Source organism: Sorangium sp. So ce117 (assembly GCF_051524395.1).
GTDB classification, from domain to species: Bacteria; Myxococcota_A; Polyangia; order Polyangiales; family Polyangiaceae; genus Sorangium; species Sorangium cellulosum_B.
Genome location: NZ_CP150309.1, coordinates 11,837,905 through 11,860,689, shown reverse-complemented (window position 1 = coordinate 11,860,689; position 22,785 = coordinate 11,837,905). Strand labels below are relative to the sequence as shown.

The window sequence follows — 22,785 nt, the reverse complement described above, 5'->3', positions numbered from 1 at the left end:
GCGCCTCGCCTACACGGGCGTGAAGCCGCCTGACATGACCATGATATCCAAGGCCGAGAGCCCGCTGGCGTCAACCAGCGCGGTGATCGTTGTTTGCTGGTAGGTCGACGTGTCGTTGGGCCGATCCCAGAGGCTGATGACAGCGTTCCCGCCGAGCGACAGGGCTACATGGGTCTCCACGTCCCTGAAGACGAGGACGTCTCCTGGCGCGGGCAGGTGGCCCTGCTCAACCAGGTCGTAGAGGGGCGTCGCCTCCCCGAACAGTATGGAGAGCGCATCGCCGAGGCTATTCCCTTCGCTGCCGCCGTACCGCCTGTAGATGGCGGCGACCCGCTCCCTGTCGATCACACTGCCTGTCACGGCCGCGTACAGGACGGCCTCGAAGCAGTTGAACCGGGCGGACGCTTCGTCGATGGCGTCGTCGTCGAGGAGCCAGCGCGTGAAGTCCATCTTCCCCCCGTGAATCCACGTGAAGCGTCCCCCGAGCGCCACCGCCCGGTCGGCCAGGGCCTGGTTGCCTCGGTCGGAGCGTGGCGGGAGCTCCGCGGAGCGCAGGGCGTCGAGCACGAGCGCCATGCGCCGGTCGGCGAGAAAATCGGCCACGTCGGAACCGCTGTCCCAAAGCTCTTGGACCTGATCGATGGTCCTGAACTTGAGATCGTACAGCTCTCCGAGGTCGTCGGCATTCACGACGTCGCGGTATATTCGCTGCCAGTTCTCTTCCAGATAGCCCTCGCCGCCCTCGCCCTGGAGCTGATCCAGGTGCCCCTCGAGCGCCTGCTTCAGGATTTCAGCAGCGCCGCTTTCAGGGGAGTCGCCGCCGTGCTCATCGTCCGAGCTGTAGTAGCGGTCGACGAGCGCCGAATTCATCGCCGCGCGCTGTCCGGGCTCCGAGACGCGCACCGGGACGGGCTCTGGGACGCTGAGATCTTCCTCGCCAGATTCGAAGCCGGAGGCGTGCTCCTTGCCTACGCCCGATGAGGGGATGGTCGGTGGCTTGCCACGAGCCGCAGTGGCACGCTGCGTCGGGCTCGACGCTTTCCTCTTCTGGGGAGGCGAATTAGGCATCCCGGTAGCTAGCTGGGGAAAAGGAGGGGGCCGAAGGATATCAGCCCGGACCCGCTCTGCACGGTCCCATCGATCTTTACGTAGCCCGTGTGATCCGCGTCATCGTCCTTGCGCCTGTGGATGGTGCACTTCGTGTCCTTGATCTGCGTCTCGTCGGGAGGGTCCTCGCCCGAGGCGCCTGCGTCACAGTGGAGGAAATACCCACCCTTCCGAGCACGGGAGTGCGTGAACTTGATCACCCGCTGATCCTTGGTCGCGCCCTCCGCCCTGTCGGTGTAGGTGCTGAGCCAATCGGTCTCGGGGAGCACGCCGAGCGAGGGGAGGATGTGGACATCGACGCCCTCCATATCGGCGTACTCTTCGCTGTCCTTGACGTGTTCATCGTAGAATCGAAGGACGTGGTTCCGCCGGTAATCGTTGCACACCTCGGTCGCGAAGGTGAGGCCGCGCAACCGGAAGAGCGCCCTCGTGTCCCTGGAGGCGTCGGGGTACACCGTTCCCCAGGTGCGCCCCTCGATCCTCTCGTTCCCGCCCGGCCATCGCTTGCAGTACACGCACTGCAGCTCGCCGCCGTAGAACACGGGGACGACGTTGAACACCTGCTTCTTGGTCGTGAAGTAACATGTCCCGGGGATGATCAGCACCCCGGGGTGCTCCTTGCTGTACTGCGCGATGCGCTTGAATGCTCTCCGGTGCTCCTCATCCGTCAGCGCCCCGCCATCCTGGTTCGAGAGAAACGCCTCCGGGGCCAGGAGTATCGGCAGCGTCCCGTCGTCGTCGCCTGCGCCGAGCTTGGCGGTGCGGTCGAGGCATTGCCCGAGCAGAGCGAGCCTCGCCTCCACAGAGCCGTTGCAGTCGTAGGGGTGCGTGAACGGGAGCATCGTCACCCGCGCCTGCGTCGGGCGATCGCCCGCGGCGCCGCACTCGAAGATCGCGGGGCGGGCGTCGTCGCGGAGATAAGCGCGCGTCATGGCGCTCCCCGGATCATCGGCCCGCGCGGGGGCGCGCGCCTTGGGGCCCGAGGGCTCCGGTCCGCCGTCGCTCATCGCTGGCAGCGAAGCCCCGTGACCATGGGTCGACGCCGTGATGGTCGGAGGATCACCGCCGAACGCGACCGCCCGCTTCTTGGGATTGCCACAGCACAGGAGGGCCCTCAGCCAGTTGGGCACGACATCACCCCTCCCCCGGCCCGACCCCCACGCCCTGCACCTCTGCCCCATCCGGCAGCGTCACCCGCACCGCCGTCATCATCCGCGCTCCCCGCTGGCCCGCGCAGAGCGCCTGCCCCACTCCCTTTCCGTAGGTCCTCTCCCCCGCGATCGCCGCCCGCCCGTGCGCCTTCAAGCACCCCGCGAACAGCTCCGCCGCCGACGCCGTCCCGCGGTTCACCAGGATCGTCACGGGCACCGAATACGGGTCCTCTTGCCGCGAGCGATAGATTACCTCGTCCCCGTCACCGTCCGTCACCGTCGCCACGACGCTTCCCGCCGGCAGGAAATCCCCCGCGAGCTCCACGAACGCCCGCAACTCGCCTCCCGGGTTGTCCCGTAAATCGATGACCAGCTCCCGCATCCCCTCCGCCTCGAGCGCCCGTATCGCTCGGTACACAAGCGCCGGCACCTCCAGCGAGAACGCCCGGATCCGGATCACCCCGATCCCATCGCCCAGCAGCGTGTGCGCCACGTTCCCCGCGCCGGAAATCACCTCCTCCGGCGCCGCCGCGCACGTGTAGAACACGTTCACCGCGCTCGGCACCAGCACCGCGCCCACCGCGTTGTTCCCGGCGTTCCCGGTCGTGGGACAGGTGAGGTTGATCGCCGGCAACCCCTCGATGATCACCTTGGAGTTGCCCGCCACATACGCACCGAAATCCATGTAGAGCGGGTGCGCCACCCCGGGCTCCATCCCGAAGGTCATCGGGATGGTCGTGCCGAGGTTCAGCGCGTTCATCATCGACACCTTCACCTTCACCGAGAAATTCACCGCCATCGCGTTGAGCGCGAAGTTCGGGTACGGAATCGGCACCACCACCGGCCCCACCGGCGTCAGGCACACGTCCGGAAACCCGATGTTCATCCCGGCGCCGTTGTTGCTCGCAGGCAGCACGCGTCCGCTCCTTTCGCTCTTATCGGGGCCGACGCGGGGGCGTGTACGCCTCCGCTTCCAGCCGGTCGACGTCCGTCCGGCGCGCGCCGAGCAGCCTCGCGCCGGAGAAGCGCGCGCCCTTGTCGTGGAGGGCGTGCAGGTTGGCGCCGCCGAGATCGGCCTCGCTGAAGTCGGCCTCCTCGACCCGCGCGTGCGACAGGTCGGCGCGCTCGAGGCGCGCCGAGAGGAAGAGCGCGCCGCGGGCCTCGGCATGATCGAGCATGGCGTCCCGAAGATCCGCGGCGGCGAGGTTCGCGCCGTCGAGATCCGCCCGGGTGAAGGTGGCGTACCGGAGCATCGCCCGCGAGAGCTTCGCCCCGCGCAGCGAGGCGCCGCCGAAATAGGCGGCCTTCGCCGCGACGTTCGGCAGGCTCGCGCCGTCCAGCGCGGCCTCGCGGAGCCTGGCCTGCGTCAGGATGGATCCCTCGAAATCGGCGCCGCGCAGGTTCGCCTTCGAGAAATCGCTGCCCATGAAATCGCAGTCGCGGAGGCTCATCCGCTCGAGGTTCGCCTCCATGAAGGCGCAGCGGTGCACCGTGAGGCCGGCGAACGAGACGGCGCGCAGATCCACGCCGGTGAAATCGACGCGGTCGAAGATCGTCTTGCCGAGCACGGCGCCCTCCAGCGCGGCCCCGCGGAGGAGCGCCTGCTGGAGCACCGCGCGCGTGAGGTTCGCGCGGGAGAGCCGCGCCCTGTCGAGGATGCAGCGGATGAGGCGCGCGGCCGTGAGATCGGCGCCCTCGAGATCGGCCTCGATGAGGATCACCGACTCCAGATCGCGGCCCGAGAGGTCCACGCCGCGGAGGATCGAGCGCGAGAGGTCACAGCCGAGGAGGCTCGCGCCCCGGAGGTCCGCGCCCGTGAGATCGCAGTCCGAGAGGATCGAGCGCTCGAGGCGGGCGCCGCAGAGGCTCGCGCCGCGCAGGTCGGCGCCGCGCAGCGAGCAGAGGGAGAGATCCGCGCCCGTGAGGTCGAGGCCGGAGAGATCCGCGCCCGAGAGGTCGGTCCCGGCGAGGTCCTTGCCCGCGAGCTCGGGCCGGCCGAGCTTTGCCTCGTCGAGGACGACGCCGTGCATGCGCTTCGGGAAGCGGGCGCCGCGAAGGTCCGCCTTGACGAAGACCGCGCGATCGAGCTCCGCGCCGTCGAGGTCCGCGCCGCCGAGATCGGCCCCCACGAAGGCGCAGGCCTCGACGCGAGCGCGGGCGAGGCGCGCGCGGCGGAGGTTCGCACGGGTGAACGAGGCGCGCGCGACGCGGGCCTCCGTGAGATCCGCGCCCTCGAGGTTCGCGAGGTCGAGGCGCGAGCCCTCGATCGTCGCGCCCGCGAGCCGGGCGCCGGACCAGTCCGAGCCCACCGCCTCGACCTCGGTGAGCGTCGCGCCGGAGAGATCGGCGCGGGCGAGGCGCTGGTACGACAGCTTCGCGCGGGTGAGCGTCGCGCCGGCGAGGCGCGCGCCCTCGAGGTTCGAGCCGAGCACGAGCGCGCCGTCCAGCGCGCAGCCCGCGAGGTCCGCGTCGCGCAGGTCGCACTCGACGAAGTGCGCGCCCGAGAGCGCGCTGCCCGCGAGCCGCGCGCCGCGCAGGCTGGTGCGGAGGAACTTGACGCGGGCGAGATCGAGGTTCGTGAGATCCCGGCCCGAGAGGTCGATGCCCTCGAGGCGGGCGCCGTGGAGCGGCGCGCCGGCGCGGATGCGCTCGAGGAGCTCCTCGACGTTCTTCACGTGCCCTCCAGGCTGGAGCGCCGCAGGTTCGCCCCCTTGAAATCGCAGCCGGCGGCGCTCGCGCCCTCGAGGCGGGCGCCGTACAGGCTGGCCCCGGCGAAGGAGGCGCCGTCGAGGCGCGCCTTGCAGAGGTCGGCGCCGAAGAGGTCGGCCTGCGCGAGGTCGGCGCGCTCGAGCGAGGCGCGGTAGAAGCGGCTCCCGCGCAGGACCGCGCACGCGAAGCGCGCGCCCCGGGCCGAGGCCCACGAGAGGTGCGCCCGCGGGAGGGACGCATACCGGAGGTCGGCGCCGTCGAGGTTCGCCCGGAGCAGCGCCGCGCCCTCGCCGCGCGCTTCCACGAGCGTCGCGCGCTCGAGATCGGCGTCGGTGAAGCTCGTGCGCGGCAGGGACGCGCCCGTGAGGTCCGCCTCTGTCGCGGAGGATCCGGCGCACATGCACCCGACGAGCGCCGCGCCCCGCAAGCAGGCCCGATCGAGCTTCGCCCCCTGGAGGACGGCGCCGTCGAGGTGGAGCTCCTCCCCGTCGATCTCGCGGAGGTCGGCCTCGTCGAGCAGCGCGCCGCGCCCCCGCGCCCTCGCCAGGCGGGCGCGGGTGAGCTCGGCGCGGGTGAAGATGGCCTGGTCGAGCGTCGCGCCGCGCAGATCGGCGCCCGCGGCGCGCGCGCCCGTGAGGTTCGCCTGGGAGAGGTCGGCGCCCGGGAGCGCGGCGCCCTCGAGGTTCGCCTCGAACAGCACGGCCCGCGAGAGATCCGCGTTCGAGAGGTTCGCGCCCGAGAGGTTCGCGCCCGAGAGGAGCGCGCCCGAGAGGAGCGCGCCGGAGAGGTCCCGGCCCGAGAGGTCCTGCCCGGAGAGATCGCGCCCCGAGAGGTCGGCGCCGGGGCCGGGCTCGGGCGGCGGCGCCGCGGCCTCGCCGGGGAGCCGGTAGCCGGGGACGATCTCGCGAAGGCGGGCGTCGCGGAGCAGCGCGTCGAGGCGCTCGACGCGCGCGTCGACGAGCGCCGTCCCGCGCGCGGCCGCGTCCCGCCGGAGCTCCTCGACGCGCGCGACGAGCGCGTCGAGCGCGCCGCCCATGGGGACGCGCGGCGTGCCCGAGGGCGCGGCCGGGAGGTACGCGGCCTGCCGCTGCGCCGGGAGCCGCGCGAGCGCCTGCGCGATGGTGCGCTCGAGGTCGACGCCCTCGGGGGTGCGCAGGGCCCGGAGCTTCGCGACGAGCTGCCGCACGCGGTCCTGCTCCGGCGCGTGCAGGCCGCCGAGCCGCTCGGCGAGGAGCTTCGACACCGGATCCGCCTCGTCCGCGGTCGGCGGCCGCGGCGCGCCGTCGCGGACGAGGTCGTAGGCGTCGCGCACCTCCGGCGGGAGGTCCTCGAGGCCGCGCGGATCGCGGGCGAGCTGGGCGAGCGTCTCCCGATACTGGTCGAGCGGCAGCGGCGCAGCCGAGAGCGGCTCGGCGGCGATGACGACGGCGCGCACGTCGGCGAGATCGTCCTCGGCCACCTCGGCGTGGCCGCGCCAGGTCAGCGTCACGAGGCCCGCGTCCGGCTCGACGAAGAGGGTGTCGAGGCTCATGCGGGCGTCCTGCACGCGGCCCTGGGCGTCCTCGACGACCGCGCGGATCCGGAGGCCCGGCAGGCGGAACGAGGCGGTCTGCGCGGCGGGGTGGAGGTTCAGGAGCGTGACCTCCTCGTCGCCGCGCAGGTGGCCGGCGAGGCGCTGATCCGGCGGAGCGGCCTGGAAATAGGCCCAGTCGAAGTCCTCGGCGTACCACGGAGCGCGGGCCTTCCGGTACGAGGGGCCGTACTCCTTGCCGAGCATCCGGCGGTGCTCGGGCGAGTCCGGGTGGATCGGCCCGAAGGGCGCGGGCACCAGGCGGCCCTCGCGCGGCGCCGGAACGAGCAGCGATTTCGACCAGCTCCCGACCGCGAACCCCACGGGGTGCTCGCGCTGCGGCTCGCCCGGCGGCGGGTGGCAGGCGCCGCGGAGCAGGAGATCCGCGGCCGGCTTCCAGTCGGCGAAATCGCCGGGGTACGTGCATTCGCCGTCGCGCTCGCCCTCGCCCCCCTCGAAGGTCTCGGCGGTCAGCGCCCCCTGCGCGAGCTGCCCTTCCAGCGGCGCGAGCGGCTCGCCCAGGCGGAGCGAGAACCGGCCGCGGACGACGAGGACGACCTCGGGCTGCGGCGGCCTGCGCGAGCAGACCTTGGCGCCGAAGGGGAAGGGCGTGAGGTTCCGGGTCTGCATCAGAACAGGTTGATGACGCCGGACATCACGTTGTACGCCCCGGTGCTCACCGACTCGGCCGACGAGACGCTCGCGCAGATGTTCTTCACGTTGGTGCGGAACTGGGAGAGCTCCTGCCGGTTGGTCAGGTTGAGCTCGGCCTTGGGGCCCATGTTGATCGAGACGCCCGCCGTGAGCGAGACCTCGAGCATGGCCGCGATCGTCAGCTCGACAAGGCCGCCGATCGTGACCTCCTCGGTGGCGCCGACGGTGATCGACGCCGCATTGCCGATGGTGACGTCGCTCGTATTGCCGATCGTCACCGACTGGACCTCGCCGATGGTGGTATCCGACACGAGCGAGGCGGTCGTCGTGCTGGACACGGTGCTCGCTGTGGTCTCGTCGCTGATCGACGTGGCGCTCGTGGTGCTGGAGATGGTCTGCGCGGTGGTCTCGTCGCTGATCGCGGTCGCCGTCGTCTTGCTGGCGATCTGGTCGGCCCAGGTCTCATCGGAGATGAGCGGCACAGGGCAGGCCGCCGAGCCGGTGTACGACTCGATCCGCTGCGCCCAGGTGGAGCTCAGGCAGGTGGGGTTCGGTCGCTCGGCCGTGGGGGCCTCGGAGCCCGTGATGCTGGTTTGCTTGTTGCCGTAAAAGCGATCGAACGTGTCGCCGTGATAGGTGGTGTCGACGTCGCCCTTCTCGGTCTTCTCGGTGACCTTCCAGGTGCCGTTGTAGTTCTGGACCCATTCGATGGTGGTGGCGGCGGTCCAGAGATCGGTGGCGTCCTGGATATGGCCGCCGGAAACGTCCCAGCCGGCGGTGTCCTCCTGCCGGCCGAGGACGAGCATGCGGTAATTGCCCTTGATGACCTCGACCTTGTCGCCGCGCGTGGTGGTGATGCGGTTGCCGTCGGAGTGGTCGCGCCAGCCGCCCTTGGTATGGAGCTTTGCGGTCTCGGCCTGCCGCTCGGCCTCGGGGAGGAAATCGGGGCAGCCGTCGCGCTTCCGGGTGTCGTCGATGAACGAGGTGACCCGGGCGGCGAGGTCCTCGCCGGTCGCCCTCGGCGCGCCCGGGTTGGCGGCGAGGCTCGGGTCCTTGACCGCGCCGAGGCGCAGATACGAGCCCATCGCCTCGGCGTCGGACGCCGCGTCGTTGAAATTCGGGACCTCGATGAGGAGGTATTTCCCGTTGATACCCTCACCCTCGCGCGTACCCATGCGTGCCTCCGCGTCGGGTACAGTACCAGGCGAGCCGCGGAGGAGGCGCGACGATGAACCGAGAGCCGACGGAACCCCTGAGGTGCAGCGAGCCGTCCCCACCCGCCGCCGCCCCGCCGTGCGCGGAGCCCACGGCCGCGACAGCGCACCGCGCGCCCAGCGCCGTGACGATGGCCGCGGAGCCCCCCGCCGCGCGCATCCGCGAGGCCCCCGGCGCAGAGCCCCCGTGCAGCGAGCCGATCGCGCGCGCGGCGTGCGCCGAGAGCCCGGAGGAGGCGGCCGGGCCGGTGGAGGATGCCCCGCCAGCGCCGTCTCCGGACGACCGAGAGCTCATCGAGGCGCCGGCGCGAGCGAGCGCCGGAGGGCCGCGGGCAGCGCCGCCATCGCCGCTGCGGGCGAGCGCCGGAGGGCCGCGGGAAGCGCCGCCATCGCCGCTGCGGGCGAGCGCCGGAGGGCCGCGGGAGCTCCCGCCGTCCCAGGGCGGCCCAGGGGCGCCCGATCACCTGCCGTTCCGCGCGCCGGGCGCAGCGGAATCGGGGCCGCGCCCGGCGCGCGCGGCGCCGATGGAAGCGCTTCAAGAGCCGAAGGCCGCGCTCCGGGACCGGGCACGGCAGGCGCCGATCCTGCGGCTCGACTCCAGCGATTTCTCCTGCGACCTCCTCCGGGTGCGCGGGGTGCACGGCAAAGAGGCCATCGGCCAGCTCTTCTCGTACGACATCGACGTCGTGTGCAGCGACGGCGCCGAGCTCTCGATCGAGCAGGTGCTGGGGGCGGCGGCGTCGCTCGTGTTCGAAGTCCAGGGCGCGGACGAGCGGACCATTCACGGCATGATCGCCGAGGTGGAGGACCGGCACGAGACGGAGACCGCCTTCCGCTCCTACCGGCTCCGGCTCGCGCCGCGGGCGTTCCGCGCGACGCTAGTGGAGCTCCAGCAGGTCTTCCTCGACATCAGCGTGCCAGAGCTCATCCAGCACAAGCTCGCGATGGTGGGGCTCGGGCCCGAGGACGTGGTGATGCGCCTCTACCGCGATCACCCCCAGCGGGAGATGATCGTCCAGTACAAGGAGACGGATCTGGCCTTCATCTCACGGCTCGCCGAGCACCTCGGGATCTCGTTCTTCTTCGAGCACGAGTCGGGCCGCGACGTGATGGTGTTCACCGACGAGCCGACGGGCTTCCAGCCGCTGCCGGGGGGCGACGCGGTGGTGTTCCGGCCGCGGGGCGAGCGGCGCGACATGTTCGAGCTCAGGGAGCAGGCCAGGGCCTTCCCCGCGACGTACGTCATGCAGGAGTACAATTACCGGACGCCAAGGCTCGACATGACGGCGGCGCACGAGTCGCCGGCGGGCCTCGGGGGCGGCGTCGTCGAGTACGGCGCCCACCACAAGACGCCGGAGGAGGGCCAGCAGCTGGCCCAGATCCGCGCGGAGGAGCGGGCCTCGTCGAGCCGCTATTTCGAGTGCCAGAGCGACGAGCTCCGGCTGATCCCGGGGGCCGTCTTCGCGCTCGAGGGCCACCCGCGGCTCGACGGCGAGCGGCTCCTGGCCGTCGAGGTCGAGCACCGCGCTGTGCAGCCCGTGGCCATCGAGGGCGGGGCCGGCGGCGAGCAGGAGTACGTCAACCGCGCGCGCCTGGTCCGCGCCGCGCAGGCCTACCGCCCGCCGCGGACGGCGCCGCGGCCGAAGATCCACGGGGTGGTGACGGCGCTGGTGGAGCCGCTCCCGGACGGCGAGATCGGGGAGGTCTCGCCGATCGACGAGCAGGGGCGCTACCGGGTGCGCTTCCACTTCGACGCGGGGGATCCCGCGTCGCGCGCGTTCCCCTCGCGGCTCGTGCGGATGATCCAGCCGCACGCCGGGCCGAACTACGGGATCCACTTCCCGCTCAAGCCCGGCATCGAGGTGCTGATGGTCTTCGTCGACGGCGACCCCGACCGGCCGATGATCGTGGGCGCCGCGCCCAACCCGATCACGCCGTCCCCGGTGGCGCGGGAGGTGAACCTGATGCACCGGATCGAGACGTCGACCGGCATCCTCATCGAGATGCGGGACTGCCCGCCGCGCGGGTGACGCGGGCCGCCGCTACTTCTTGCGCCCCGCTCGGCCGCTCAGGCGGCTGATCGCGTCGCCCGCCGCCCAGGCGACGCGGGCCGCCGCGTTCAGCGAGCGGACCATCGCCTCGGGCACCTGCGCGATGAGCCGCTCCAGATCGACCGGGCCGTCGATCGACGGCAGGAGCTGCTCCATCAGGTCGGCGAACAGGTCGTACTTGCGCGACAGGTCGTCGAGCCGCGAGCGCATCGCGTCCGCCTCCGCGCCCTGCGCGTCGCCGAGCAGCGAGAGCGCGCGCCGCGCGAGGGCGCGCTTGTCCTGCACCACGCGGCGCAGGCGGCCGAGGTACGCGCCGACGATCACGTCGGGGTACTTGCCGCGCAGCGCGAACGAGTCGTGCCGCGCGCCCGACTCCCGCCGGCGCTCGATGATCCCGGCCGCCTCGAGGCCGCGCAGGTTGGCGAAGATGTTGCTCTTGGAGCGGCCGAGCTCCTGGCTGAGCTCGTCCATCGAGCGCGGCTCGTCCGCCAGGTAGAGCGCCGCCACGACCTGCCCACCCAGCCGGGTGATGCCGGGAAACGACGCGGCGATCTCGGCGCCGACCCCCTCGAGCAGCGCCTGCCGCGCCGCCGCGACCCGCTCGTCCGAGGCGCTCCCGTCGCCCCCCTCGCCGGTTGCGGGCGGCTGCGGCGGGTGCGCTGTCGGCGACGTCGGCCTCCGGGCGGTCATGATGGGTGACTCACATAACGATCTTTCGCGGGTGCGCCAAGCGGCCAGCGCGCCCCACTCCCCGTATGCCTGGCCTGATCGCCCCGGCGCGGGAAGTCCGCTCAGGAATCGTCGGTGCAGACGTCGACGGCCCCGGCGCGCGGCTTGCTCTTGTAGATATCGGCCGGGCAGCTGCCCCAGCGCGAGACCATCTCGCCCACCTCGATGGCCAGGCTGCTCGACCAGTCCCGCGCGCCGTCGAAGCGGGCCCGGATGATCCCGTTCGGGTCGATGATCCACGTCTCCGGGTAGAGCTGCGTGCCGTACTGGTCCATCACGACCTTGGACTCCGGGTCGAAGAGGACCGGGAACGGCGGGTCTCCGTTCAGGGCCACCTTGAGCGCGTCGCGCACGTCGTCGGGCCCCTCGTCGGTCGAGACCGTGAGGACGACGATGTCCTTGCGCGACTGGGCGATCCGGCCGAGCTCCGCGAGCGCCGGCATCTCCTGCAGGCACGGAGCGCAGGTCTTGGTCCAGAAGTTCAGGAAGACCGTCTTGCCCCGGAAGGACGACAGCCGGACGGGCTTGCCGTTCATGTCCGGCAGCTCGAAGTCCGGCGCGAGCCGGTTCCGGCCGGCGTACGCGGGGCGCAGGGCGCAGATGGCCTCGCAGCCGGTGGTGCGCTGGTCATTCTGCGCGGCGTGCACGAAGCCGTAGACGGCGACGGCAGCGACGAGGATGAAGGCGAGCTGCGCGATGGTCGTCCACTTCACGGGGGTTCGCATAGCGTAGCGCGGCGCAGGGCGAAAGCGGGCCGAAACGCCCCGCCCCCGCTCGTCGACGCGGTGCTTCACTCCGGGCCGGAGAGCAGCCGCTCGAGCCGCCGCTCGTCGACGCGGTACTTCATGATCTTCCGCCCATCGAGCTCCACCACGGGGACCTCCCAGTCGTACAGCGCTCGCTTCTCCGGGCCGGCCTCCCGGTCGAGGTCGACGACGGCGAGCTCGAACGGCAGCCGGGCGCGCACGCGCTCGAGCGCGGCGTGGGCCTCCTCGCAGAGGTGGCAGCGCTCGCGCGTGAAGAGGGTCAGCGTCTTCATCGTCACGTGGCACCCTCCGGGCCGGGCTGCCGCCCCGCTCACCCCGCCGCGAGAAGCGGCAGGCTTTGCCGGCGCGGCGGCTCCGGCCGCTTGATCTTGTCGAACGCGCGCTCGTAGTCCCGGAACGAGCCGCCCGCGTGCACGGCCTGCAGCACGGCGTGCCCCTCGGCCTCGCCGCCCGCGGCGAGCACCGCCTCGACCCACGCCCAGCGCGCGCTCGTCGCCCGCACGTCCGCGCGGCCCCGCAGCCCGCGCCGGAGCCGGTCGAGCCGCTTGTTCACGACGTCGATCCCGGCGAAGCGCGCGCCATGGAGCGGCGTGTTGCGCTTCGGGCAGAACGGCGCGATCCCGAGCGCGACCGGCACGATCCGGGACAGCTCCGTGACGAACGCGACGCACTCGTCGATGTCGGCGTCGGTCTCGCCGGGGACGCCCACCATCAGGTACAGCTTGAGCCGATTCATCCCGTGCTGCCGCGCGAGCTCCGCGGCCCGCTGGAGGTGCCTGGGCCGGGCGCGCCGCTCGAGCGTCTCGCGGACCCGCTCGCTCGTGCCGTCCATCGCCGTCGTGAGCGTCTTGTAGCCCGCGAGCCGCAGCGCGCCGACGAACTCGTCGGTCAGCCGGTCCGGCCGGAGGCTGCTCAGCCCGACCTCGCAGCCCCGCTCGGCGAGCGTCCGGACCACCTCGACGATCTTCGGGTGATCGCTGACCGCGGCGCCGACGAGGCCGACGCGCCTCGCGTCCTCGGGGATGAGCTCGAGGAGGCGCTCCTTCGGGACGATGCGCATGCCGCCGTTGGTCGAGCGGCGCATCACGCAGTAGGTGCACCCGCGCGAGCAGCCCCGCTCCGCCTCGATGAGGAACATGTTCGAGAGCTCGGTCTCCTCGGCGCGGATCGGCGACCAGGCGGGAAGGAGCGCGTTGTCGCACTGCGCGACCGGGGGCATCTCCGCGCCGTGGCGCGCGGGGACGAAGACGTGGGGGAGGGCCGCCAGCGCGTCGAGCGCCGCCTCCCGCGACGAGGCGTCCCGCAGCACGCGGAGCACCTCCACGGCCAGGGTGTCGGCCTCGCCCATGATGATCGCGTCGGCGAACACCGCGAGCGGCAGCGGGTTCGAGAACGTGAGCGGACCGCCCGCGAGGACGAACGGATCGCGGAAGGAGCGCTCCTCCCGGAGCGCCGGTATCCCCGCCAGCTCGAGCAGGCGGACGACCCCGGCGAGCTCGAGCTCGTAGGCCACCGAGAGCGCGATGACCGGGAAATCGGAGATGGGGCGGAGCCCCTCGTACGTGATCGGGGGGCCGTCCGTGCCCTGGCCCTCGTCGTCCGGCAGGAAGGCCCGCTCGCACGCCATCCCGGGCTCGGCCTGGATGGTCTTGTAGATCTGGAGGAAGCCAAGCGAGCTCATTCCAGCCCGGTACGGCGAGGGGTAAGACAGCGCGACGCGGAAGGGCGCCTGCTTGTCGATACGACCGATCTCGCCCGCCAGGCGGCGGCGGATCGTGGTCGTCATCGCGCTTCGAGACATCGACCCAGCGTCGCTCAGGGGCCGTCCAGGCGCAAGGATGGGAGGCCAGCTGACAGCCGTCCGGAGCGGGGATTTTTTCCAGTTCACGGCGCACCGTTCTCCGGGACGTGTCCGGCGGCGGTCCTCCCGTCGCGGGGAGCGGGGGCCGGGCGCGGCGGCTCGCCCGGGCGGGACCAGAGGACGCGCTCGCCGTCGGTCTCCCAGGTCAGGGCGCCGCCGCGGTCCGTGCGCGCGATCGCGACGCCGCCGGCCGAGAGGCGGGAGAGCACCTCCGGGCTCGGGTGCCCGAAGCGGTTGCGGACGCCGCAGGACACGGCGGCGATCGAGGGGTCGACGGCCGCGAGGAGCGCCGCGCCGGTCGACGTCCGGCTGCCGTGGTGCCCCACCTTGAGCAGATCGGCGTGGAGCGCGGCGCCGTAGCGCGCCACGAGCGCGTCCTCGGCCTCGTGCTCCGCGTCGCCCACGAGCAGCGCGGATCGAGCCCCGTAGGTGATGCGCACGACGAACGAGTTGTCGTTGGCGCCCCGGTCGGGGTGGAGCTCCGGGCACGGCGCGAGCACCTCGATCGTCGCCCCCGAGAGGACCCGCGGCGTGCCGCAGAGCGCATCGGGCCGCACGATGGGCACGCCCCGCCGGCGCAGGTCGGCCAGGAGCTTCCGGTAGACCGGGCCCGCGCCCTCGGCCTCGCCCTGGCCGGTGTCCCAGAGCTCGCCGACCTCGACGCCCTCCACGGTGGCCGGCAGTCCGCCGAAGTGATCGGGGTGCGGGTGCGAGAGGACGACGGCGTCGAGGCGCGCGCGGCGGCGCGACCGCAGGAGCGGTCGGAGCACGCGCGCGCCCGTGTCGACGGGGCTGCCCACGAAGCCGCCCGCGTCGACGAGCATCGCGCCGCCCTCGGGGAGGTCGATCAGGATGGCGTCGCCCTGCCCCACGTCGAGGACGTTGACGCGCAGCACGCCGCGCGGCGCGCCCGCGCGCGTGGCGACGCCCTCGAGCAGCAGCCACGCGCCAGCGCCGGCGGCGAGCGCGGCGAGCCGGCGGCCGCGGCGCTCCGCGGCCCACGCGAGCGCGATCGCGGCGGCCAGCGCCGCCAGCTGGGCGGGCGACGGCTCGGGCAGGCGCAGCACCACGCCGGTGTCCGCCGAGGCGCGGGCCACGGCGCGGACAGCGAGCAGCGCGCCGGACCCGACGAGCGCGCACCCGCGCTCGACCGGCGGCGCCCACGAGAGCACGGCGTGCGCGAGGCAGAACGGCAGCGCCGCCAGCTCGCCGATCGGCGCGGCGACCACGTTCGCCGCCACGCCGAGCAGCGGGAACGTCTCCCCGTTCATGAGCAGCAGCGGCGCGCACCCGAACATGGCGGCGAGCGTCGTCGCGAGCGGCGCGAGGACCTTGCGCGCGAGCTCCCGTAGCGGCGACGCGCCCGGCCCGCCCTCGGCGCCGCCGTCGCCGCGCTCCCCCTCGCCGGGCACGAGCAGCGCGGCGAGCGGCCGCTGCAGCCAGAGCAGCCCGGCGGTGGCGGCCGCGGACAGGCCGAACGAGAGATCCCACGCGACGAGCGGATCCACGGCGGCGGCGCCCGCGAGCGACAGGGCGAAGCAGCGGACGCCCACCGGACGGAGGCCGAGGAGGCGGGCGCCCATCGCGCAGCTGAGCATCGCCGCGGCGCGCATCGCCGAGCCGCCGCCGCCGGCGAAGTCGGCGTACAGCCACGCGGCCGGCACGCACAGCGCCGCCGTGATCCGGCCCGCGTCCCACCGGGCGGCGATCGGCCCGACGCGGACGAGGATCGCGCGGAGCGCCGCGGCGAAGCCCGCCACCGCGAGGACGAGGTGGGTCCCCGAGACCGCGAGCAGGTGCGCGAGGCCGCTCTCGCGGAACGCCTCCTGGTCCTCGGGCGCGAGGTCGGTCTCGCCGAGCACGAGCGCGCGCCCGAGCGCCACCGCGTCGGGGTGGAACGTCGCCTCGATGCGGCCGCGCACGAAGGCCCGCGCGCGATCGACGGCCGCGCGCACATCGATCGCGCGCCCCTCCGACGTCCGCCGCGCCTCGACGATCGTCCCGCTCGCGACGATCCCGCTCCGCGCGATCGCGGCGGTCGCGTTCCGGAGCCCCTCGTTCCGGAACAGGTGGACCGGCGCGAGGTCCACGGTGACCTCGAGCCGGTCGCCCCGGGCGAGGTCCATCGGCGCGCCGTAGAGGCGCGCCCGGAGCGGCCCCGGCAGCGCTCGCCCGCCGCACGTCCCGCCGGAGAGCTCCACGTCGATGCGCGAGGCCGGCGGCTCGTCGTCCACGCCGCGCGCCCCGGCGGAGCGCTGCTGCGCCGCCCCGACCACGACCGGCGAGCCGACGACGGCGCACGTCACCTCGCAGCGCGCCGGCGGCTGCAGCAGCGCGAGGGCGCCATCGTAGGCGGCGCCCGCGCCGTCGAGCAGCGCGCGGGCGCGGAGGCCGCTCACGACGAGCGCCACCCCGGCGGCGGCGAGCGCGGCGCGGCCGGCCCGGCGGCGGAGCGCCGCCGCGGCGAGCGCGGCGCCGAGCGCCGTGGCCAGCGGAGAGAGGGCGAGCGGCGCGCCCGCGGCGAGCGCGAGGCCGAAGAGCAGGACGGGATCGATCACGGCCCCGCCGCCCCGCAACACCTGGGCCGCGCGCGTTCCCGCGGAATTTCAGGGGGGAGCGGCCGCCGCGCCCCTGGCGCCGCCATGGCGGCGGCGCACCGGACGATCCTGCAAGAGCTCTCCACTGTGTGGGGGGAGCAACGCGCCGAGTGGGTCATCGCACCCGGCGCGCGTGCACGACCGCGGCTTCGCCTCTAGAATCTTTTGCTCCTTGCGGCACCCCGCGGCGCGCAGACATTGCAGTATCTGGAGGCTTTCGATGCCGTTTTGCTTGCCCAGAGTCACCTGGATTCTCCCCCTGGGACTCGCTGCGACAGCGTGCAGCTCGGCGCTGGAGGCGCCTCCTGACGAGATCGGTGAGGCGCGGGATGCCATTCAGGACGGATATCTCGACGACGGCGACAGGGCTGTCGTGGGCATCTACAACGACGAGATCGGCGCGATCTGCACCGGCAGCTTGATCGCCCCGAACGTGGTGCTCACGGCCCGTCATTGCGTGTCGGACATGGCCAATGAGCGCGACGGCCAGATCACCTGTCGATCCACGAAGTTCACGGACACGCACCTCGCGGGCAGGATCTTCGTGACGACCGACGCGGAGATCGGCAGGTACGCGCGTTATTACGGCGGCAGCGAGGTCGTGCTGCTCCCCGGCGAGGGGACGGACGCGTTCTGCGGCAACGATCAGGCGATCCTGATCCTGGACGAGCCGATCCCGGAGAGCGAGGCGGTGCCGCTCGTGCCGCGCGTCGACGTGCCCCTCGTGGAGGGCGAGGAGTACTACGCGGTCGGCTTCGGGGCGACGAACGACGCGAGCACGGGCGCGGGCCTGCGGCGGCGCCGCGACAGGCTGTTCATCGACTGCGTGGCTGACGGCTGCCCGTCGTCCCTGGTGAAGGCGACCGAGTGGGTCGGGGACACCGGCATCTGCGAGGGAGACTCGGGCGGACCCAGCCTCGATCTGATGCACCGCGTGATCGGCGTGACCTCGCGCGGGGCCGAGGGCTGCGAGTATCCGATCTACGGCTACGTGTACCGCTGGGCGGAATGGATTAAAGAGACGACCGTGCGCGCCGCCCGTGCCGGAGGATACAAGGAGCCCCCCTGGGCGACCGGCTACCCCACCGATCCCGCGTACTCGGCGGAGGTCGGCGCGACGTGCGAACAGCCGGAGCAGTGCCCTGCGAACGCGTGCCTCGACGGCTACTGCACGCGGCCCTGCAACGCGGCCGCGGCGTGCCCTGACGGCTACAGGTGCAACGGCGAGCCCGGCTTCTGCGCGGAGGTCCCCGAGCCGCCCGCAGACGACGAGTCGAGCGGGTCCTGCAGCGCGAGCCCGCGGCCCGATCCGACGCAGCCGGTCCCCTGGGTGCTCGGGGCGGCGAGCCTGGGCGCCCTCGCGAGCCTGCGACGGCGGCGCAGCCGGGAGCGGCTTGGCTGACGAGCGGCGCTCCTCCACGCGGAGCGCCGCCGGCGCTGCGCTCCTGCCGGGCGCCGCGGGGCCTGCGCTCCTGCCGGGCGCTGCCGCGCCGGGCCGCGCGCTCTCGCGGCGGGCCGCGCTCGCCGGGCTCGCGGCGATCGGGCTCGCGGCGTGCGAGCGCACCGCCCCGGCGCGCGCGACGGGAGCGCGCGTCGTCTCCCTGTCGCCAAGCACCACGGAGGCGGTCTGCGCGATCGGCGCCGGCGCGACGCTCGTCGGCCGGTCCCGCTACTGCGACCACCCGCCCGAGGTGCTCGGCCTGCCGAGCGTCGGCGGCTACGCCGACCCGAGCATCGAGGCGATCATCGCGCTCTCGCCGACCCTCGTGGTCGGCGCCCGCGGCCCCGCGGGGCCCGCGCTCGACGAGTCGCTGCGCGCGCACGGGATCGCGACCTGCTTCCCCGACACCGAGTCGCTCGCGCAGATCGAGGACATGCTCACGGAGCTCGGGCGTCGGCTCGACGCGGCGCCCGGCGCGGAGCAGGCGATCGGCCGGATCCGCGCCCGGCGCCGCGCGGTCGAGCAGGCCGTCGCCGCGAGAGGCGCCCCGCGCGTCCGGGCCGCCCTGCTTTACGATACCTCGCCCCTCTTCGTCGCGGGCCCCGGCAGCTTCCCCGATGAGCTCATCCGTCTGGCCGGCGGAGAGAACGTGATCACCCGCGGCGGCCCCTACCCGTCGATCAGCGTCGAGCAGCTGCTCGTGCTGGATCCCGATGTCCTGCTCGACGGCACGTCCAGCGACGGCGACATGCGGGGCGCCTCCAGGCTGGCGGAGCTCAGGGACGCGCCCGGCTGGAGATCCCTGCGCGCCGTGCGCGAGGGGCGCCTGCGCCCGCTGAACACCGAGGTCGTGCTGCGCCCGGGCCCCCGCATCGGCGACGGCCTCGCTTCCGTCGCGCGGGCGCTCCACGGCGACGCGCTGGCGCTCTCCGGCGACGCGGCCGTCCCTCCCTCCCCCGGCGGCGCAGGCCTCGCGGCGCCCCTGCCGAAAACGGAGGCGCCATGACCCGCGTGCGCGCCGACGCCCTGCTCGTCGCCCGGAAGCTCGCCGGCTCGCGGACCGAGGCGCAGGCGCTGATCATGGCCGGCAAGGTCACCTCGGGGCCGCGCCGCATCGACAAGCCGGGCACGCTGCTCCCGGAGGACGCCGAGGTCCACGTCGCCTCCGGCCCCCGGTTCGTCTCGCGCGGCGGCGAGAAGCTCGAGCACGCGCTCGAGGCCTTCGCCGCGCACGGCCTCGACGTCGCCGGGAAGACGTGCGTCGACGTGGGCGCCTCGACCGGCGGCTTCACCGACTGCCTGCTCCAGCGCGGCGCGGCGCGGGTCTTCGCCGTCGACGTCGGCTACGGCCAGCTCGCCGCCAAGCTCCGCGCCGATGCGCGCGTCGAGGTGCGCGATCGGGTCAACGCCCGCGAGCTCCAGCGAGAGGACTTCGACGTCCCCATCGATCTCGTCGTCGTCGACGCGTCGTTCATCAGCATCTCCCGCCTCATCGACGCGATCGCCCGCCTGCTCCGCCCCTCGGGGGATCTCGTGGCGCTGATCAAGCCGCAGTTCGAGGCGGGCCGCGAGGCCGCCGCCCGCGGCCGCGGCGTCATCCGCGACGAGGCGACCCGCCTCGCGGCGATCGCCGACGGGCGCCAGGCCATCGAGGCCGCGGGCTTCTCGGTCGTCAGCCAGGTCGACAGCGCGGTGCGCGGGCCGAAGGGGAACGTCGAGCACTTCGTCCATGCGCGCCGCACCGGCTAGCCGCCGTTGACCAGCCGCCGCGTTGATCAGCCGCCACGTCGGCCAGCCGCCATGTGCACCCCGTTGACCAGCCGCCGCATCGGCTAGCCGCCATGCGCGCCGCGTTGGCTGGCCGCGGCGCCCGACGCCGCGCGCCACGACGCCGGGCTCGGTCGCCGGAATCCGTGGAAAGTCGAACACTTAAGATGCTCCGCGCCGACCGCATCGCGGCCCGACGGTGCTGACGTGCCGCGTAGACAATGGTAGACGCGGTGAGTACACGCGCTCTGAGCCGCTCCGTGGGCGGCCATGGCCACCGCGGGCGACCCCACGCGAGGCAGCCCGGCGACAGGGAGGACGACGACATGCTCGGACGACGGGGTTTGGTGAAGATGATCGCCGGGGCGCTCGCGCTCAGCGCGATGACGCTCGGTTGCGACAAGAAGAGTGAGACGCCGGCCGGCAACGCGGCTGAGCACGCCAAGGACGACGCCGAGTGGAAGGTCGGCGCTTACTTCAGCCTCTCGGGCGAGGAGACGGCGTTCGGCGTCGACTCGAAGGAGGGTATCGATCTCGCGATCGACGAGATCAACAAGGCCGGTGGGGTCAAGGGCAAGCCGATCCACGTCCTCTACGAGGACAACAAGTCGAAGCCCGAGGAGGCGACCAACAAGGTCCTGCAGCTCATCGATCGGGATCACGTGCTGGCCCTCCTCGGCGAGGTCGCCTCGTCGCGGTCGCGCGCCGGCGGCATCGTCGCCAACAAGAAGAAGGTGCCGATGATCTCGCCGTCCTCCACGAACCCGGACGTGACGAAGGTCGGCCCGTTCGTGTTCCGCGCCTGCTTCACCGACGACGTGCAGGGCCAGATGGGCGCGCAGTTCATCGTGAACACGCTCGGCAAGAAGAAGGTGGGGCTCTTCTTCGCCTCCGACGACCTCTACTCGTCGGGCCTCGCCAAGGTTTTCCGCGACGAGGTGAAGCGCCTAGGCGGCGAGATCGTCATGGAGAAGAGCTTCCTCAAGAAGGAGACCAACTTCACGACGTACATCAACGAGCTCAAGTCGGCGAACCCCGAGATGATCTACGCGCCGATCTATTACACGAGCATGGCCCCTGTCGCGCGGCAGGCCAAGGCCGCGGGCGTACCAGGGAGCATGTTCGTCGGCAGCGACGGGTGGGACGCGAACGAGCTCCTGCGCGACGCCGCGGAGGAGCTCGACGGCGCGTACTTCACGAACCACTACGCGCCGGACGTCCCCTGGCCCAACTCCCAGGCCTTCGTGCAGAAGTACAAGGACCGGTACAAGCGCACGCCGTCGAGCATCGCGGCGCAGGGCTATGACGCGGCCAGGCTGCTGGCCGACGCGATGGGACGCGCCAAGGCGATGACGCCGGACGACATCCGGGCGGCCATCCAGGACACCAAGGGGTTCCAGGGCGCGACGGGCGTCATCACCATCGATGCCGAGCGCAACGCGGACAAGCCGGTCGTGATCGTCCGGATCAAGGACAAGCAGTTTACCTACTACGCGACGGTCAACGAGAAGGCTGCGAAGTAATAGCGGTCGTTCGCGCGCGCTGGCTCGGACGTGAGGAGCGCGCGGAACGTGCGGAACGTGCGTTAAAGAGGTCTCCATGGAGAAGATCGTGAATGCCCTGATCACAGGGCTCGCCCAGGGGTCGATGATCGCGCTGGTCGCCCTCGGCTACACGATGGTTTACGGCATCCTCAAGCTCATCAACTTCGCTCATAGCGAGATCTTCATGATGGGCGCCTTCGCCGGGCTCTTCGGGATCGCGGCGTTCGGTGGCAGCAGCGCGCCGCTGTTCGCGGGCGTGGCCGGCACCCTCTGCGCGATGGCCTTCGCGGGCGTCCTCGGGGTCCTCGTCGAGAAGGTGGCTTACGCGCCGCTCCGCTCACGGGGGCGGGGCCTCGCGAACACCCGGATCACGCCGCTGGTCACGGCGCTCGGGATGAGCGTGCTCCTCCAGAACCTGGCGCAGCTCCTCTTCACCGCCCGCTACCGCGGCTATCCGCAGCTCCTGCCGATCGAGAACACGCGCCAGGTGATCTTCGTCACCTCGATCCTCGTGATGATCGGCCTGGAGCTGCTCGTGCGGCGCACCTGGACGGGCAAGGCGATGCGCGCGCTCAGCGTGAACGTCGAGGCCGCCCGGCTGATGGGCGTCCGCACGAGCCGCATCATCGCGCTCACCTTCCTCACCGGCTCGATGCTCGCGGCGGTGGGCGCGGTGCTGTACTGCCTCGATCAGTCGCAGGTGTACCCCACGATGGGCGTCGTGATCGGCAACCGCGCGTTCGTGGCGGCGGTCATCGGCGGCATCGGCAACATCACGGGCGCCATGCTCGGGGGCATGTTGATCGGGGTCATCGGAGAGATGACGAAGCTCACGCCCTACTCCGGCTTGCAGGACGTCCTTGTGTTCGCGGTGCTGATCGGGGTGCTCCTTGTGAAGCCGACGGGGCTGCTCGGCACGACCGGGACCGAGAAGGTGTAAGGCCGCCCTGGCCAGCCGGCCCACGCGCCGCGCTTCCATCCATCCTCCAGAACGAGCAGGGCTGCCGGCCCGCCGGCCCACGCGCCGCGCCTCCTTGCGGTATGCTCGGCGCATGCGACGCCTCGCTCTCGTCGTACCGCTCTCGCTGCTCGCGGCGTGCGCCGCGACGCCCCCCGCCAACTGGGTGCGCGGCGGCGCGCTGCTCGACATCCCCCGCGCGCGCTGGGCGCTCGCCGACCTCACGATCGACGTCATGCCGGACGGCAAGATCCTCGTGAACGGCGAGCACCAGCTCAGCGTCGATCGCGGCGGGCGCGTGTTCGGCCTGGAGGCCGAGCCGGTGGCGCTGCTCGAGCCGGACGGCCGGGTCATGGGCCCGAACGACGATCCGCTGGGCCAGGTCGGCGTGCTGCACGCCTCGCTGCCGCGCCAGGCGAACGCCTGGATCACGGTCGCCGAGGGCGGCGCGGTGATCCGCTACGCCGAGGACGGCGAGCGGGAGTCGCTCGGCGCCTGGATGGGGTGCGAGGCGACGGCGCGGGCGCACCAGGCCTGCACGCTGATCACGCACCTCCTCGGGATGCGCATGGACAAGCTGGCGCGGCCGCGCGCGCCGGACGCGCTGCAGATGGGGCTCGGGAACGGGCTCGGGCTCGGGACGGGGTCGCTGTTTCCCTAAAGCC

The 22,785-nt window shown here is 72.7% G+C and carries 18 protein-coding genes; 7 read left to right on the top strand and 11 right to left on the bottom strand.

From position 1 onward, the window contains the following. Nucleotides 1–9 precede the first annotated feature (9 nt). The 6 genes from WMF46_RS44450 to WMF46_RS44425 all read right to left on the bottom strand — a co-directional run bounded on the left by WMF46_RS44450 (nucleotide 10) and on the right by WMF46_RS44425 (nucleotide 8,366). Entirely contained in the window at nucleotides 10–870 is an 861-nt protein-coding gene (locus WMF46_RS44450; RefSeq protein WP_437982763.1) for a hypothetical protein, read from the bottom strand. Between the two features lie 206 nt (nucleotides 871–1,076). Next, nucleotides 1,077–2,237 (bottom strand): hypothetical protein, encoded by a 1,161-nt coding sequence (locus tag WMF46_RS44445; RefSeq protein ID WP_437982762.1) that lies wholly within the window; start codon nucleotides 2,235–2,237, stop codon nucleotides 1,077–1,079. Between the two features lie 4 nt (nucleotides 2,238–2,241). Then, a complete protein-coding gene (locus WMF46_RS44440) occupies nucleotides 2,242–3,174 on the bottom strand; it encodes a S41 family peptidase (protein WP_437982761.1) in 933 nt (310 codons plus the stop codon). Between the two features lie 19 nt (nucleotides 3,175–3,193). Continuing rightward, the gene (locus WMF46_RS44435; RefSeq protein ID WP_437982760.1) at nucleotides 3,194–4,933 is read right to left on the bottom strand and encodes a pentapeptide repeat-containing protein; all 1,740 of its coding nucleotides are present in this window, start codon (nucleotides 4,931–4,933) and stop codon (nucleotides 3,194–3,196) included. Continuing rightward, nucleotides 4,930–7,167 (bottom strand): pentapeptide repeat-containing protein, encoded by a 2,238-nt coding sequence (locus WMF46_RS44430; protein WP_437982759.1) that lies wholly within the window; start codon nucleotides 7,165–7,167, stop codon nucleotides 4,930–4,932. The genes WMF46_RS44435 and WMF46_RS44430 overlap by 4 nt, the downstream gene beginning before the upstream one ends. Further along, nucleotides 7,167–8,366: a hypothetical protein gene (locus WMF46_RS44425; RefSeq protein ID WP_437982758.1), complete on the bottom strand. Its 1,200-nt coding sequence runs from the start codon at nucleotides 8,364–8,366 to the stop codon at nucleotides 7,167–7,169. The genes WMF46_RS44430 and WMF46_RS44425 overlap by 1 nt, the downstream gene beginning before the upstream one ends. 53 nt (nucleotides 8,367–8,419) lie before the next feature. Between WMF46_RS44425 and tssI the strand changes: the two genes are divergently transcribed. Then, nucleotides 8,420–10,435, top strand: a complete 2,016-nt coding sequence (gene tssI / locus WMF46_RS44420) for a type VI secretion system tip protein TssI/VgrG (RefSeq protein WP_437982757.1) — start codon at nucleotides 8,420–8,422, stop codon at nucleotides 10,433–10,435. 12 nt (nucleotides 10,436–10,447) lie between these two features. Here the strand turns inward: tssI and WMF46_RS44415 are convergent, their stop codons facing one another. The 5 genes from WMF46_RS44415 to WMF46_RS44395 all read right to left on the bottom strand — a co-directional run bounded on the left by WMF46_RS44415 (nucleotide 10,448) and on the right by WMF46_RS44395 (nucleotide 16,371). After that, entirely contained in the window at nucleotides 10,448–11,146 is a 699-nt protein-coding gene (locus tag WMF46_RS44415; protein ID WP_012240929.1) for a GbsR/MarR family transcriptional regulator, read from the bottom strand. Nucleotides 11,147–11,247: 101 nt separating this feature from the next. After that, complete coding sequence (locus WMF46_RS44410) at nucleotides 11,248–11,898, bottom strand: TlpA family protein disulfide reductase (protein ID WP_437982756.1); 651 nt, start codon at nucleotides 11,896–11,898, stop codon at nucleotides 11,248–11,250. 77 nt (nucleotides 11,899–11,975) lie between these two features. Continuing rightward, nucleotides 11,976–12,224, bottom strand: coding sequence for a glutaredoxin family protein (locus WMF46_RS44405; protein ID WP_272101817.1), 249 nt, complete (start codon nucleotides 12,222–12,224; stop codon nucleotides 11,976–11,978). A gap of 38 nt (nucleotides 12,225–12,262) precedes the next feature. Further along, a complete protein-coding gene (locus tag WMF46_RS44400; protein ID WP_437982755.1) occupies nucleotides 12,263–13,753 on the bottom strand; it encodes a B12-binding domain-containing radical SAM protein in 1,491 nt (496 codons plus the stop codon). 83 nt (nucleotides 13,754–13,836) lie between these two features. Then, complete coding sequence (locus WMF46_RS44395) at nucleotides 13,837–16,371, bottom strand: DNA internalization-related competence protein ComEC/Rec2 (protein ID WP_437982754.1); 2,535 nt, start codon at nucleotides 16,369–16,371, stop codon at nucleotides 13,837–13,839. A gap of 271 nt (nucleotides 16,372–16,642) precedes the next feature. On the opposite strand from WMF46_RS44395, the gene WMF46_RS44390 reads away from it, so the two are divergent. From WMF46_RS44390 to WMF46_RS44365, 6 genes are all read left to right on the top strand, one after another. Further along, on the top strand, nucleotides 16,643–17,812 hold the full coding sequence (locus WMF46_RS44390) for a trypsin-like serine peptidase (protein ID WP_437982753.1): 1,170 nt from the start codon (nucleotides 16,643–16,645) through the stop codon (nucleotides 17,810–17,812). Beyond that, nucleotides 17,805–18,857 carry an ABC transporter substrate-binding protein gene (locus WMF46_RS44385; RefSeq protein ID WP_437982752.1) on the top strand — a complete coding sequence of 351 codons (1,053 nt, stop codon included), beginning with the start codon at nucleotides 17,805–17,807 and terminating at the stop codon, nucleotides 18,855–18,857. The genes WMF46_RS44390 and WMF46_RS44385 overlap by 8 nt, the downstream gene beginning before the upstream one ends. After that, nucleotides 18,854–19,600, top strand: a complete 747-nt coding sequence (locus WMF46_RS44380; protein WP_437982751.1) for a TlyA family RNA methyltransferase — start codon at nucleotides 18,854–18,856, stop codon at nucleotides 19,598–19,600. The genes WMF46_RS44385 and WMF46_RS44380 overlap by 4 nt, the downstream gene beginning before the upstream one ends. 344 nt (nucleotides 19,601–19,944) lie before the next feature. Then, nucleotides 19,945–21,141: an ABC transporter substrate-binding protein gene (locus tag WMF46_RS44375; protein WP_437982750.1), complete on the top strand. Its 1,197-nt coding sequence runs from the start codon at nucleotides 19,945–19,947 to the stop codon at nucleotides 21,139–21,141. 76 nt (nucleotides 21,142–21,217) lie between these two features. Further along, the gene (locus tag WMF46_RS44370) at nucleotides 21,218–22,102 is read left to right on the top strand and encodes a branched-chain amino acid ABC transporter permease (RefSeq protein WP_437982749.1); all 885 of its coding nucleotides are present in this window, start codon (nucleotides 21,218–21,220) and stop codon (nucleotides 22,100–22,102) included. A gap of 112 nt (nucleotides 22,103–22,214) precedes the next feature. Then, nucleotides 22,215–22,781, top strand: a complete 567-nt coding sequence (locus WMF46_RS44365; RefSeq protein WP_437547091.1) for a hypothetical protein — start codon at nucleotides 22,215–22,217, stop codon at nucleotides 22,779–22,781. The last annotated feature ends 4 nt before the right edge of the window (nucleotides 22,782–22,785 follow it).